This is a genomic window from Aeromonas sp. HMWF015, from assembly GCF_963878965.1.
In the GTDB taxonomy this organism is placed as follows: domain Bacteria; phylum Pseudomonadota; class Gammaproteobacteria; order Enterobacterales; family Aeromonadaceae; genus Aeromonas; species Aeromonas veronii.
Window position 1 is genome coordinate 23,416 of the sequence record NZ_CAWNZT010000159.1, and the last position, 13,497, is coordinate 36,912.

The 13,497-nt window shown below is 58.0% G+C and carries 16 protein-coding genes and 1 pseudogene; 5 read left to right on the forward strand and 12 right to left on the reverse strand.

The window, feature by feature from the left end; all coding sequences use genetic code 11:
* Window positions 1-286 (forward strand): annotated as a pseudogene (locus AACS18_RS23260) (sulfite reductase subunit beta); the annotation flags it as partial.
* On the forward strand, window positions 276-1,070 hold the full coding sequence (locus tag AACS18_RS08075) for a phosphoadenylyl-sulfate reductase (protein ID WP_108614091.1): 795 nt from the start codon (window positions 276-278) through the stop codon (window positions 1,068-1,070). The pseudogene AACS18_RS23260 and the gene AACS18_RS08075, both read left to right, overlap by 11 nt.
* 78 nt (window positions 1,071-1,148) lie before the next feature.
* Here the strand turns inward: AACS18_RS08075 and folA are convergent, their stop codons facing one another.
* The 5 genes from folA to AACS18_RS08100 all read right to left on the reverse strand — a co-directional run bounded on the left by folA (window position 1,149) and on the right by AACS18_RS08100 (window position 3,619).
* Window positions 1,149-1,640, reverse strand: a complete 492-nt coding sequence (folA, locus tag AACS18_RS08080) for a type 3 dihydrofolate reductase (protein WP_041235107.1) — start codon at window positions 1,638-1,640, stop codon at window positions 1,149-1,151.
* A gap of 24 nt (window positions 1,641-1,664) precedes the next feature.
* The gene (locus AACS18_RS08085) at window positions 1,665-2,132 is read right to left on the reverse strand and encodes a threonine/serine exporter family protein (RefSeq protein ID WP_026035076.1); all 468 of its coding nucleotides are present in this window, start codon (window positions 2,130-2,132) and stop codon (window positions 1,665-1,667) included.
* Entirely contained in the window at window positions 2,129-2,254 is a 126-nt protein-coding gene (locus AACS18_RS08090; RefSeq protein ID WP_258228887.1) for a hypothetical protein, read from the reverse strand. Before AACS18_RS08090 ends, AACS18_RS08085 begins: the two co-directional genes overlap by 4 nt.
* Window positions 2,251-3,048, reverse strand: coding sequence for a threonine/serine exporter family protein (locus tag AACS18_RS08095; RefSeq protein ID WP_005348133.1), 798 nt, complete (start codon window positions 3,046-3,048; stop codon window positions 2,251-2,253). Before AACS18_RS08095 ends, AACS18_RS08090 begins: the two co-directional genes overlap by 4 nt.
* 235 nt (window positions 3,049-3,283) lie before the next feature.
* Entirely contained in the window at window positions 3,284-3,619 is a 336-nt protein-coding gene (locus tag AACS18_RS08100; protein ID WP_021229719.1) for a DUF3135 domain-containing protein, read from the reverse strand.
* A 393-nt stretch (window positions 3,620-4,012) separates the two neighbouring features.
* Between AACS18_RS08100 and mog the strand changes: the two genes are divergently transcribed.
* Complete coding sequence (gene mog / locus AACS18_RS08105; RefSeq protein ID WP_005348144.1) at window positions 4,013-4,543, forward strand: molybdopterin adenylyltransferase; 531 nt, start codon at window positions 4,013-4,015, stop codon at window positions 4,541-4,543.
* Between the two features lie 83 nt (window positions 4,544-4,626).
* Here the strand turns inward: mog and AACS18_RS08110 are convergent, their stop codons facing one another.
* The 6 genes from AACS18_RS08110 to trmB all read right to left on the reverse strand — a co-directional run bounded on the left by AACS18_RS08110 (window position 4,627) and on the right by trmB (window position 9,071).
* Window positions 4,627-5,028, reverse strand: a complete 402-nt coding sequence (locus tag AACS18_RS08110) for a DUF2541 family protein (protein ID WP_108614092.1) — start codon at window positions 5,026-5,028, stop codon at window positions 4,627-4,629.
* 167 nt (window positions 5,029-5,195) lie between these two features.
* Complete coding sequence (locus AACS18_RS08115; protein ID WP_005335219.1) at window positions 5,196-5,405, reverse strand: YgdI/YgdR family lipoprotein; 210 nt, start codon at window positions 5,403-5,405, stop codon at window positions 5,196-5,198.
* A 203-nt stretch (window positions 5,406-5,608) separates the two neighbouring features.
* Window positions 5,609-6,904, reverse strand: coding sequence for a sulfurtransferase (locus AACS18_RS08120; protein WP_042022766.1), 1,296 nt, complete (start codon window positions 6,902-6,904; stop codon window positions 5,609-5,611).
* A 29-nt stretch (window positions 6,905-6,933) separates the two neighbouring features.
* Complete coding sequence (gene glsB, locus AACS18_RS08125) at window positions 6,934-7,854, reverse strand: glutaminase B (RefSeq protein ID WP_108614093.1); 921 nt, start codon at window positions 7,852-7,854, stop codon at window positions 6,934-6,936.
* Window positions 7,855-7,976: 122 nt separating this feature from the next.
* Window positions 7,977-8,309, reverse strand: coding sequence for a YggL family protein (locus tag AACS18_RS08130; RefSeq protein ID WP_005348158.1), 333 nt, complete (start codon window positions 8,307-8,309; stop codon window positions 7,977-7,979).
* A gap of 48 nt (window positions 8,310-8,357) precedes the next feature.
* The gene (gene trmB, locus AACS18_RS08135) at window positions 8,358-9,071 is read right to left on the reverse strand and encodes a tRNA (guanosine(46)-N7)-methyltransferase TrmB (protein WP_005335228.1); all 714 of its coding nucleotides are present in this window, start codon (window positions 9,069-9,071) and stop codon (window positions 8,358-8,360) included.
* Between the two features lie 349 nt (window positions 9,072-9,420).
* Between trmB and AACS18_RS08140 the strand changes: the two genes are divergently transcribed.
* Window positions 9,421-10,602, forward strand: a complete 1,182-nt coding sequence (locus AACS18_RS08140; protein WP_108614094.1) for an aminotransferase-like domain-containing protein — start codon at window positions 9,421-9,423, stop codon at window positions 10,600-10,602.
* Between the two features lie 74 nt (window positions 10,603-10,676).
* On the opposite strand, the gene AACS18_RS08145 is transcribed toward AACS18_RS08140, so the two are convergent.
* Window positions 10,677-12,206: an EAL domain-containing protein gene (locus AACS18_RS08145; protein WP_146184874.1), complete on the reverse strand. Its 1,530-nt coding sequence runs from the start codon at window positions 12,204-12,206 to the stop codon at window positions 10,677-10,679.
* Between the two features lie 252 nt (window positions 12,207-12,458).
* Here AACS18_RS08145 and AACS18_RS08150 point away from each other — a divergent pair, with 252 nt between their 5' ends.
* On the forward strand, window positions 12,459-13,364 hold the full coding sequence (locus AACS18_RS08150; protein ID WP_108614096.1) for a TIGR01777 family oxidoreductase: 906 nt from the start codon (window positions 12,459-12,461) through the stop codon (window positions 13,362-13,364).
* The last annotated feature ends 133 nt before the right edge of the window (window positions 13,365-13,497 follow it).

Below are 13,497 nucleotides of genomic sequence, written 5' to 3' on the forward strand. Positions count from 1 at the left end.
CGGTTGCCCCAACGGCTGCGGCCGCGCCATGCTGGCGGAAGTGGGTCTGGTGGGCAAGGCGCCGGGTCGCTACAACCTGCATCTGGGTGGCAATCTGGAGGGGACCCGCATTCCGCGCCTCTATCAGGAGAACATCACCGAGCAGCAGATTTTGGCCGAACTCGACGCGTTGATCGGCCGCTGGGCCACCAAGCGAAATCAGGGTGAGTGCTTCGGCGACTTCGTGATCCGGGTTGGGGTGATTGCCCCCGTTATCGATTCTGCGAGGGACTTCTATGCCGCTTAATCTGCCGCTTAATGTCACTGAAGATGGCCGCCTTGACCTGCAGGCGCTGCTGGCCCTCGGCCGTGAGGAGCAAGTCGAGGCGCTGATGCCCCTCAACCGGGAGCTGGATACCATGAGTGCCCCTGAGCGAGTGCGCTGGGCCCTGGCAAATCTGCCGGGGGAGCATGTGCTCTCATCCAGCTTCGGCATTCAGGCGGCGCTGATGCTCCATCTGGTAAGCCGCGAGCGGGCCGACGTGCCGGTAGTGCTGACCGATACCGGTTATCTGTTCCCGGAGACCTACCGTTTCATCGACGAGCTGACCGAGCGCCTCGCGCTCAACCTGAAGATCTATCGGGCCGAGCTCAGCCCTGCCTGGCAGGAGGCGCGCTTCGGTCTCCTGTGGGAGCAGGGGGTGGAGGGGATCACCCGCTACAACCAGCTCAACAAGGTGGAGCCGATGGACCGCGCCCTGCGTGAGCTGGGGGCCCAGACCTGGTTCTCCGGCCTGCGCCGGGAGCAGTCCGGCAGCCGTGGCAAGCTGCCGGTGCTGGGCATCCAGCGCGGCCGCTTCAAGTTCCTGCCGGTGATCGACTGGAGCAACAAGGACGTCTTCTACTACTTCAAGGAGTTCGACCTCCCCTACCATCCGCTGTGGGAGCAGGGCTACCTGTCGGTGGGCGATGTCCACACCACCGCCAAGTGGGAACCGGGCATGAGCGAGGAGCAGACCCGCTTCTTCGGCCTCAAGCGCGAGTGCGGTTTGCACGAGGAAAATGGCGAGAACGACGGCTCAGGCATCTAATCCCGCCTTGAAATCCAACAGAACAACAAGGGCATCCGAAGATGCCCTTGTTGTTATTTGCCCATTAGCATTCGCCCGTCAGCGGCGCAGCCAGGTCTCAAAGCTATAGGGGTGCGGGTTCTTCTCATCGGCAGGGTGGCTCTCGCAATCAACGCGTTGCCACTGACCATCGTCAAAAGCAGGGAAGCGGGTATCCCCCTCCACCGCCAGATCGATGCGGGTCAGGTAGAGACAATCCGCGCTCGGCAACATCTCGGCATAGAGATGACCACCACCGATCACCATCAACTCCTCCACCGAGCTGCCTGCCAACAGCGCCAGCGCCGCCTCGACGGAGCCCACCACCTCAATGCCCTCAGCCTGATAGTCGGGATTGCGGCTGATCACCAGATTGCGCCGTCCGGGCAGCGGTCGACCGATGGATTCGAAGGTCTTGCGCCCCATCAATACCGGTTTACCGAGGGTGACACGCTTGAAGTGGGCCAAGTCAGCAGGCATATGCCAAGGCATCAGGTTATTCTTGCCGATCACCTGCTTTTTCGCGAGGGCAGCAATCATAGAAATCTTCACGGTATCAGTATCTCACTTCACCATTCATATAATGGGGCGGTTACGATACACGACCAGAGACGGAATAGCCAAACCGAAACTGAGGGCACCGACGATAAAGAGCGCCTTGAGGCCGTTCTCCACCGCACTCTGGATCAACTCCATGGTCACGCCATTGATGTTTAGCTCTACCACCGCAATCATGGTCTTGAAGGCATAGCTGCCCGGGATCATCGGAATAATCGAGGCAACGCTGAACACCGGACGCGGCGCCAGCAGACGGCGAGACCAGTAGACGCAGACAAAGCCGACCGTGGTCGCCGCAGCCAGCGTCGCCCACTCGATGGGCATACCATAGTGGATCAGCAGGGTCCGCAGACTGTGGGCCAATGCGCCGCCCATGGCGCAATACTTCAGCATCCGTGGCGGCACGTTGAACAGCATGGCAAACCCCACCGCCGGGATGGAGGACCAGAAGGCATCCTTGGCCAGTAGCCAGAGCAAATCCATCATACTTTCCACCCCCAGATCCCCGTGACCGACATGGCGAGAATGATGCCGGTATTGATCCGTGCGCTGATGGTGAGCAGGGCAACCCCGTTCCCGCTGGCCGATACAGAGTCGACAACCTTCATACCTTCCACCCCCAGATCCCGGTGACCGACATGGCCAAAATGATACCAATGGCGGCGCTGATGGTCAGCAGGGTCGCGGTCCCCCAGCGGGCCAGCCCCATATTGAAGTAGCCCTTCACCATGTCGGAGACCGCATTGATCAGCGGAAAGCCCGGCACCAGCAGCAGCACGCTGGCCGCCATGGCGAGATAGGGCTGGTCACCCCAGTTGAAGAAGGTGGCGCTGGAGGAGAGCAGGGTGGCAATAAAGCCGGTGGCGGCAAAGTTGATGAGCGGGCTATGGTGATGGCGAGCCATCAGCTGGCGCACCCGCATCGCCACGGCAGACGAGAAACAGGTCACCAGGAAGATGGGCCAGTCACCGCCAAACAGCAGGCTAAAGGCACCACAGGAGAGCCCCACCATGGGGACCACCAACCAGGGGTGATAGTGAAAGGGGACGATGGCCTCGAGGCGCTGGCGCACTTCACGGGCACCGATCAGCTCTTTTTCCGCCATGATGCAGATCCGCTGGATCTCGCACACCACCTGCATATTGATGCCATGTTCGCGCACCCGCCGGGTAGTGGTGACGCAACCCCCCTGATAGAGACTGGTGAGCACGATGGCACTGGAAGAGATGGCCATTTCGACACTCTCCAGCCCCAGCGCCATCCCCAACCGCACCGTGGTCTGCTCGATGATCCGGCTCTCCGCCCCGAACTGGGCCAACATCTGACCCACCTTGACGATAATGCGGGTGATCTCTGTCTGTTGTTCCCGCGACAACACCCGTCTTGGTGTGATACTTCTCATAATCCCTTCGAGTCGTAGCAATAAAAATTTCGGCCATATTAGCCTAACTTTTACTGTTATTCATCCACCCCTATCACAACCTGACTAATAAGTTATTACAAGAAGGAAAAAAGAGATTACATCACAAATACATTACGACTAACATTAAAAACCATAACAATCAGGTCGCCAGCAATTCCCTTTATTATGGCCTCACCGATTTGGCTGAAATATCAACCAAGGGGGTTATTTCAGATTATTTGCGACGTCGATAGTCCGCCAGATGGATTATTTTACCACTGCCATCGCTTTCAGGCGGAGGGTCCCCCTCTTCCCTGAATTGGCTCATTTCGCTGCGCATCAAATAAAAAGATTCCCGCATCATGTTGGTAATCCGGATACAGCTATCAAGATTGTTTTTCGCCAGACGGCGCTGACCATCAATCTTGAACTGCAACCCGCGCAGACGGCGCTGCTGATCGGGGCTCGCTCGGGCCATCAACTGGTCGATCTGCTGCTCCAGAATCGCATCCAGCCGGGAGGGCTCACTCGCAGCCAACTCCTTCAGGGTGTCAAAATCAGGCAACTCCATATGCCCTCCTTGGCGACTATTGCTGGCAACACACTGCGGTACCACACCATCACGTCCCAGCCATATAAATCTGTATATACGACGCGGCTAAAAAGGGTTCAATCCATCCACTGGCGACTAAACCGGACAATGGTCACTACGAGGGTGTCTATCTATTTTAATTGTGTTTGGAAACAAGCGATTGTTTTTAATTCAAGCGAGATAAAACACTTATACATTTTAGGTTGTGATTTTCTGTTTTTTATTGCAAATAAAAATCCGGGTGGCCATATTTTGCTTCATTCGACACTTTATTCTTCCCTCACCGACCCGCGTCATCTCCTGACGGTTTAACATATCTCACTGATTATGTTATTTTAATTGCCACTTTTATCGGACATTCAAGAGCAGACCATGAGCAAGGCAAAAATCGGTATCGTCACCGTCAGCGATCGCGCCAGCGCGGGCATCTATGAAGACCTCTCCGGCAAGGCCATCATCGACACCCTGAACGCCTATCTGACCTCGGAGTGGGAACCTGTCTATCAGGTGATCCCCGATGAGCAGGAGCAGATTGAAGCGACCCTGATCCGGCTGGCGGATGAGGAGCAGTGCTGTCTCATCGTCACCACAGGCGGCACCGGTCCGGCCAAGCGGGATGTCACGCCGGAAGCGACCGAGGCGGTATGTGATCGCATGATGCCGGGCTTTGGCGAGCTGATGCGGGCCGAATCCCTCAAGTTTGTGCCGACTGCCATTCTATCGCGCCAGACTGCCGGACTGCGCGACGATACCCTGATCGTCAATCTGCCGGGCAAGCCCAAATCAATCCGAGAATGTCTGGATGCAGTTTTCCCTGCCATCCCCTACTGCATCGATTTGATGGAAGGGCCGTATCTCGAGTGCGATGAAACTGTCATCAAGCCGTTTCGGCCGAAAAAATAGCTAACCCGACCATAAAAAATAATGGCGAGCCACGGCTCGCCATTATTTTTAACTCATCTGTCTGCGCAGAAAAACCGCATCAATTATTTGCGGCCGAATACTTTTACGCCCGCTTTGCTGCGCTCTGAATTACCGTACACTTCGATTTTTTTCACACAACGGCGCGAGCCCAGTGATTTCCACTCGGTTTCTTTATCACTGCTCATTTCCCGATCGAAACGAATGGTCTTGGTACGATCACCACCATAGGTCACCACCACCCGATCCAGGGTCAAATCACGCTCCGCCTTCACCTTGATATATTTGGTCTGACGGCAAACCACCAAAGGAATTGTCGCACCATGATCACCGGCTCCCAGTAAAATAGTCCGCCCCAGCGTGAACTGATCGTCACCGGCATGACTGGCTGACGCCACCACCAGCAAGACAGCACCCAGCAAGCTGCGTGCAGAAAAACGGGAATTCCAGATAGACATCAAGGACATAACACCTCCAATAAAAAATGGAGTGTGATGATAAGGGTTAAACCATAACGGAAGCTGTATCACAGCTGAATTTGCTGCGAATGTGCGGGGATCAACAGAGAAAACAGCGCGACTTTTCGGCAAAAAGAGAAGAGCCGCAGATAGCGGCCCTTGCGGCAAGAGAGCGCTTAGCGCTCCATGATTTGGGTCACGTCATCTTTCTTGATCATCACCTCGCGCCCTTCATGATCGTAATAGCGATACATGCCGGTGCTCTCGTCCAGCTTGGGTTTGCTCTCTGTGGTGATCATCTTGCCATCCTTGGTGCTCATGATGTATTGGGAGCTGCATGCCACCAGCCCCAGGGCACACACCAGGATCATCATCAGTTTTTTCATTGCGGCCTCTTCTGCGATCATCCTCACCACGAGGATGTTTCTTGAAGCCTAGTTCAATCGCACGGCACGGGATGGCGCGATGAGCAAAGCGGGATCGCCGTCAATAATCAGCGACTTAGCCTAGTTATCTGGCCGGGTGGCGAGCGCAATGAAAAAGGCCGGACATCTCTGTCCGGCCTCTTCTTTCAAGCGCAAAAACGCAATCATGACTTGGCGGGCTGACGCTCACCGGTCACGGTCGGATTCTTGGGATCCATGCTCCACTCGTACCAGCCGCCGTCGTAGACGCTGATCTGTTTCCAGTCCATCAGCCAGGCGTAGAAGAAGGCCTCGGAGGCACGCCAGCCGGTACCGCAGTAAAACGCAGCCTGCTGGGTCGGCTCGATGTTCCACTGGTCCCACATGGCGAGGATCTCGCGGGCCGGCTTCATGGTGCCGTCCGGGTTGTGGAAATCGCTCATGCTGTTGGCATCCACCCCGCCGTGACCCCACTTGGCCCCCGGGATATCGCCCTTCGGCTTGATGTAGCTGTAACCGGATGTGTTGCCGACAAACTCGTCCCAGGTACGCACGCTGACCAGCGCGCTATCGGGCTGCTTGAGCAGCTCTTTCGCCTGACTTAGCGTGGTGTAGTACTCGGGGTGAGCGGGAATGGCCACGCCAAACTCCTTCACCGGCTCATATTTGTTGGGCAGACCGGTTTCGGTGCGCAGATGCTGCACGAACCAGGCATCCAGACCACCATCCAGCAGGCGCACATCTTCCACCCCCGCATACATCATCAGATGCGCGGCACGGGCAGCCGCCATGGTGTTGCGACCATAGAGGATAACGGTGGTGTCGTGACGGATGCCGTTGTCCAGCAGCAGCTTCTTGAGCGCTTCGTCAGAGACCTTGTTCCACAGCGGCTCCTCTTCGAGGCTGTTGGTATCGATATAACCGGCCCCCGGGATATGGCTGATGAGGTAGGCCTTGGGTGAACCCCAATCCACTTCAAACAGCTTCCAGTCACCCTTGGGCGCCGCTACAACCGGCTTGCCCTCTTGCAGATCCGCCAGCCAGCGCGGATAGACCAGCTGCTGCCAGCGTGCCAGCGACTCGCGCGGTGCTGCTTGCCACCCCTGCAGCTCGAACAGCTGCTTGATCCCCTGCTTGCGCAGCAGACGGGCCACCTCGGCCACTTCGCGGGACGCACCGTAGAGCGCAACCGGACGATCGGCTTTCAGCCCCTTGATCTCGAGCGCCTTTGGCCACTCTTCATCGCTGTATTTCCACTCGGCAGAGAGGTTCTCGGCGCCCGCCACATGACCGCCCTGCTTCTCCCCTTCCATCGGCCACCCCTGATAGAAGTAGCTGGCGCGGGTATCCAGGATGACAGCCTGTTTGGCCTTGGCATCGGCCAGCGAGAGCGGTGGCAATTCCCCTGCCACGGCGGGCAGGGCACACCAGAGCAGTAAGGTCGCCAGCGCGGCCTGCAGGAAGCGAAGATGTCGTTTCATGATGATGTCTCGATTCATAGTGAACAAGGTTAAAAAATGGAGCGACCCAGCCGCTCGGCCAGCAGTTCCAGCGCCGCCGTACCCGCCAGCGAGTTGCCGGCTTTGTTGAGCTCGGGCGACCAGACACAGACGCAGAGTTCGCCCGGGATCAGGGCGATGATACCGCCGCCGACGCCCGATTTGCCCGGCATGCCGACCCGATAGGCAAAATCCCCCGCCTCGTCATAGAGGCCGCAGGTGGCGAGCAGGGCGTTGACCTGTTTGGTCGTGCGAGCAGGCAGCAGCGGCACGCTGTCGCCCAGTGGCACACCACGGTTGGCCAGATAGATGAATGCCCGCGCCAGATCGACGCAGCTCATGCGGATGGCACAGGCATTGAAGTAGCTTTGCAGCACCTTGTCCACTTCGTTTTCGAAGTTGCCATAGGCCTTCATCAGATAGGCGATGGCAGCGTTGCGGGCAGAGTGCTGATATTCGGAGCGGGCCACCACCGGATCCGCCATGATGGCCGGGTTGCCACTGAGGCGACGCACCAGCTCCAGAGTACGTTGACGCGGCGCGGTGAGGCGGGTCTCCAGCAGATCGCTCACCACCAGCGCCCCGGCATTGATAAAGGGGTTGCGGGGGATCCCCTGCTCGAACTCGAGCTGCACCAGCGAGTTGAACGGCTGGCCGGAGGGCTCCTTGCCAACACGGGCCCAGATCTCCTCCTCCTGATAGAGGGTGAGTGCCAGGGTCAGGCTCAGGGCCTTGGAGATACTCTGGATGGAGAAGGGTTCAAAAGCGTCACCGGCGGTGAACAGCTCCCCCTCGACGGTACAGACTGCGATACCCAGCCGATCGGCCGGTACCTGAGCCAGTGCCGGAATGTAGTCGGCCACCTTGCCTTGTCCCAGCAACGGGCGCACCTCTTCAAGGATGCTGGCCAGTAATTCGGATGACAACACCATAAGCAATAAGCGATTCCATGACTAAAACAGCGGTGGAGATCCCATCCCCACTGACAAAAATCCCGCCAGCGGCGGGATTTTTCAGTTACCCACAACAAGGCGCCAGATGCGGCAGCCTTGTATCAGGCCGGTTCACCGTACCAGAGGTCGAACAGCTCGGTAACGACCACGGCTTCCATCCCCTTGCCTTCCAGCCAGGATTTGACGGCAGCGCGGTCTTCTTCGGTACACTTGCCCAGTTGCTGGGTGCAGATCATCCCTTCCCAGGCCAGGTGACCGGAGCCGGCAAAAGCCAGTTTACGGGGTTCAACAACCTCATCGATCATCGCATCGACTACCGCATCGATGGTCTCTTCGGCAGTGCCGACCGGGAAGTTGAAACTGATGTCGAAACCCATTTCCTGGAATTCATCGACGCGCAGTTTCTTGCGCAGGCGGCGGCTACGATTGGCCATGATAGCTCCTCAAGTTAGTTGATACGCTAGGTGTGTTGACGTGCCAGCTTAGCTGACACGCTTGAAAATCAGATCCCAAACCCCGTGGCCGAGACGGTGGCCACGTTGTTCAAATTTGGTCAGCGGACGCCAGTCCGGACGGGGCACCCAGTTGCCGGTGGCAGAGGTATTCTCGTAACCCTCGGCGGCGCTCATCACTTCCAGCATGTGCTCTGCATAGTTTTCCCAGTCGGTCGCCATGTGGAACACGCCACCGATGGCCAGCTTCTGGCGAATATCCTGGGCAAACGCAGGCTGTACGATGCGGCGCTTGTGGTGACGGCTCTTGTGCCAGGGATCCGGGAAGAAGAGCTGCAGGCAGGAGAGGGAACCGTTCGGGATCATGTGCTCCAGCACTTCCACCGCATCGTGGCAGATCACTTTCAGATTGGTGACCCCCGCTTCCTGAGCGGTACCCAGACAGGCGCCCACGCCCGGGGAGTGCACTTCAATGCCGATGAAGTTCTTCTCAGGGGCATTCTTGGCCATCTCCACCAGAGAGGCGCCCATGCCAAAGCCGATCTCCAGCACCACAGGTGCCTCGCGGCCAAACAGTGCGACCAGATCGAGCTGCTTTGGCTCGAAATCGATACCCATGACCGGCCAGAGCTCTTCCAGGGCCTTCTCCTGCCCTTTGGTCAGGCGGCCTTCGCGACGGACAAAGCTGCGGATCTTGCGCATGAACTTGCCGTCTTCGTTAAATACATCTTGGGTCACAGGCATAATGGTCTCGTTATTTCATCAATCCGGGTAATACATCTTGTGTTCGATCCCGAGCGGGACCGCTCGCGGCTCGGTATTTCATCGCCCCGCGAAAACAGGGGAGCGAATTATCCCAAGATAGGCCCAAGGCGCAAGTGTTTCGCGCAACAAATATTCCGGCCATCCACTTCCCTGCCCCCTCACTGGCATCACCACACCGACTAACCGTCCAATATAATCCGCAGTAGAGTCGTTCCAGCCCTTTTTTGGCGATTTTTGTGACAATCATTGCCTCATTTCTGAAATCTGATACAAACGGATAACCTGGCGGTCGAATGGAGCGACCGCCCACATGCCGAGAGAATTGTCTATGCAGCCGTTTTTTGCCCAGCGCTTCGAGAAGGTTGAACCTTCCTTTATCCGTGAAATCCTCAAAGTTGCCGCCAATCCGGAGATCATCTCCTTCGCTGGTGGCCTGCCCAATCCCCACCTGTTTCCGGTCAAGGCGATCGATCAGGCCTGTCAGGATGTACTGCGCGAGCAAGGGGCTGCTGCCCTGCAATATGCGGCGACCGAAGGCTTCGCCCCGCTGCGCCAATATATTGCCGACCGCTATCTGGCCCGCCACGGCATGCAGGTCAATCCGGACAACATCCTGATCACCAGCGGCTCCCAGCAGGCGCTGGATCTGCTGGGCAAGGTGCTGATCGACGAGGGTCAGGATCTCATCATCGAAGAGCCGGGTTACCTTGGCGCCATTCAGGCCTTTTCTGTCTACCAGCCCACCTTCAAGCCGATCACCCTTGAAGAAGAGGGGCTGGACCTGGCGGCGCTGGATGCGCTGCTGGCAAGCGGCTCCAATGCCAAGCTGCTCTACGGCGTGCCCAACTTCCAGAACCCGAGCGGTGTCTCCTACAGTCGTGCCAACCGCGAGGCACTGGCGGAGCGGCTGATCAGCCACGAGCTGTTGATGGTGGAAGATGATCCCTACGGCGAACTGCGCTTCGAGGGCGAGCATCTGCCCCCCATTGCCAAGCTGGCGCCGAACAATACCGTACTGCTCGGCTCCTTCTCCAAAACCGTGGTGCCCGCCTTCCGTCTTGGCTGGATGCTGGTGCCGGAGTGGCTGCGCAAGAAGGTGACCATCGCCAAACAGGCGACCGACCTGCACAGCAACGCCTTCAGCCAGCAGGTGCTGCACCGCTTCCTGACCGACAACTCCCTCGACGCTCACCTGGAGCAGATCAAGGAGGTCTATGGCCGCCAGCGCGCTGCCATGGAGGCCGCGCTGGCCCGTCACTGCCCGCCCGGTGTCAGCTACACCCGACCGGAAGGGGGTATGTTCCTCTGGCTGACCCTGCCAGCCCACATCAGTGCCATGGCGCTGTTTGACGAGGCGATCAAGGAGAAGGTGGCCTTCGTACCCGGCGCCCCCTTCTACGTGCGCCCCGAGATCAAGAACACCCTGCGCCTGAGCTTCTCCTGCGTCGATGAAGCGACCATTGAAGAGGGGGTCAAACGCTTGGCCCGCGCCCTCCAGCGCATGCTCTGATCGCCCAAGCCAAACCGTATCAACAAAAAAACCAGCGAGCGATCGCTGGTTTTTTATGCTCCCCATTAAACCGTTCAGCCAAACAGGGTCTTGCAAAACTGCTTCATCGGGATGGGGCGGCTGTAACGATACCCTTGCAGATAGTCAACATGCCGCGCCCGCAGGTAGTCCGCCTGCGACTGCTTCTCGACCCCCTCCGCGATCAGGATCAATTCAAGTCGCTTCGCCAGGTCAATCACGTTTTCAACGATATGGCTGGAGAGTGCATCCGTGCCGATCATCTCCACAAAGCTCCGATCAATCTTGAGTGCATCGACCTGAAACTGTTGCAGATAGGTGAGACTGGAGTGACCGGTGCCAAAGTCATCGATAGAGATCAACACGCCCAGTTTACGCAATTCGGCAAACATCCGGGCGGTTGTCTCATCGGCTACCAGCAGTTCACGCTCAGTCAGCTCCAGCCCCAAATCAACGGGATTGTCCTTAAACGCGTCGAGAAAGGCCTTGCAGTCAGCCAACAGGTCGAGATCCTGAAAGTGCCTGGCGCTGATATTGAAGCAAAAATGGAACTTTGCCGGCAGCTTGCGGGTATAAGGGGAGAAGTGGTCGCGCACCTGCGCCATCAACAGGCTGGTCATGGGCACGATCAGGCCGCTATCTTCCGCCAGCGGAATAAAGCGATCCGGCGAGATCATCCCCTGCTTGGGATGCTGCCAGCGCATCAGCACCTCACAGCCACGCCACTGCTCATCCTCACCGGAGACCACAGGCTGCAGATAGGGGATAAACTCCTCCTCGATCAACGCCCGCTTGAGCTCCTCCGCTGGTGAGCTGCTACGCCCCATCAGCCTGAAGGTGCCGAATCCAATCAGCAGCGCCAGCAGCGGAGAGAGGAACAAGGTATATCTGGAGTAGCGCCATGCGTGGCTCCAGTAGTCATGCACCGTGACCCGGGTGACGACCTGATAGGGGAAATCGGCCGAAGCGAGGGCAATATAACCTTCTTCTGTCGGAGAGGGCGCCGCCCCGACCTGACCTGAGCCAAACAGAGCCCTCTGACCCACCACCAGAGCCATCGGGGAGTTCTTGCTGGAGATCTCCAGGGTATTGCGCAGGTAGTAGCCATCTACACCGATCAGCACACTCCCCTTGTCCGTTTCATGACGCAGCACGATCAACGGGCGATCCGGTGTGACCTCATTGCCAGGCAGCAGTTGCAACCTGCCATCCACATAGCGGTCGGGATTGAAGGGGCCATCGTAGTCACCATAGAGCGAGGTGCAATAGATGTGGCTGCCTACAGCCAGATTGGCGGAACGGACATAAGGCACCGTGGCCACCTGTTCGCGCAGCAGTTGTGCCGCCTCCTTGCAGGAGTGACCAAGCATCCCCTTCACATTGATGGCCGCCTGCTGGGCATGGCCGATGGAGCGCTCAAACATCACACGGGCATGCTGCAACCGTGAATCGGCATCACGCTCTGTCTCCGTCACCGTCTGCCAGATAACGGCAATAACCCCCAGCAGCAGGATCCCGCCCCCCATCAGCAGCGCCAACAGAATCCTCGAGTAAAGCTGGCGAAGTTTCAAACGACGAAATGGCATGGCGGCCTCTTTGATGCTCGGATAATGGGTGACAGCCTCGGTGGACAGGCGAAAAGGGTCGCCATAATAGCGATTGATCAACAAATGTCCACCCAACAAAAATCAATCAATTCAAACTATTGTTCAACAATATGTCGTAAGAAGAGGATAGAGTTAACAAACGTCAAACAGAAAACTCCCGAAGCACGTCTCACTTGTTGAAGGGAAGCCACACCATTAAAGTTGAGCAAACGGCAGCAGGAGCATGCAGCGATGAAGATTCTTATTACCGGAGGAACCGGCTTTATCGGCCGCAAGCTGGTTGCCCATCTCAAGGTCAATCACGAGGTCGTGGTCTTGAGCAGGCAGGGGAGCCGCGCCTACTCCCTGCTCGGTCACGATATCAAGGAATTGGATAACCTCGACCGGCTCGATGACCTCAATGACGTGGACGCGGTGATCAATCTGGCCGGCGAACCCATCGCCGCCGGACGCTGGAGCGAGTCGCGCAAACAGCTGCTCTGCGATAGCCGCTGGCTGTTGACCGAGCAGCTGGTGGATCTCATCAAGCTATCCAGCACGCCGCCCAAGGTGCTGATCAACGCCTCCGCCATCGGCTGGTATGGCAGACAGGGTACCGAAACCCTCGACGAGCAGTGCCGCTCCCCCAACGACGAGTTTACCCACCAGCTCTGCCAACAGTGGGAGACCCTGGCGCAGGAGGCCCAGAGCCGCCAAACCCGGGTCTGTATCGTGCGGATCGGGCTGGTGCTCGGTATGGATGGCGGCGCGCTGCCCAAAATGCTCCCCCCCTACCGACTCGGACTCGGCGGCCCCATGGGATCAGGCAGCCAGATGATGAGCTGGATCCATGTGCAGGATCTGGTGCGCGCCATGCTGTTCCTGCTGGAGCACGAAGAGTGCAGCGGCATCTTCAACGGCACTGCGCCCCATCCGGTCAGCAACCGGGAGTTCAGCCAAACCCTTGCCACCACGCTGCACCGTCCACACCTCTTCTTCGTCCCGGCGCCGCTGTTGCAACTGGTGATGGGGGAGGCGGCAGATCTGCTGCTGACCGGACAAAAGGTGATACCAGCACGGCTGCAACAGGCCGGTTTTCACTTCAGCTATCCCGAGCTGCCGAGCGCCCTCACCAATCTTCTGCGTGAGCCCCGCTAACTCACACCCGCTCGCTGCGTCCACTCGTCAGCGCCCCACATAGCAAGCAGCCCGGCCAATGGCCGGGCTGCTTGTTTATGGTGGCTGCGCTATTGCACCTTGTGTGCATCGGCTCGCGCTGGCGGGATTACAA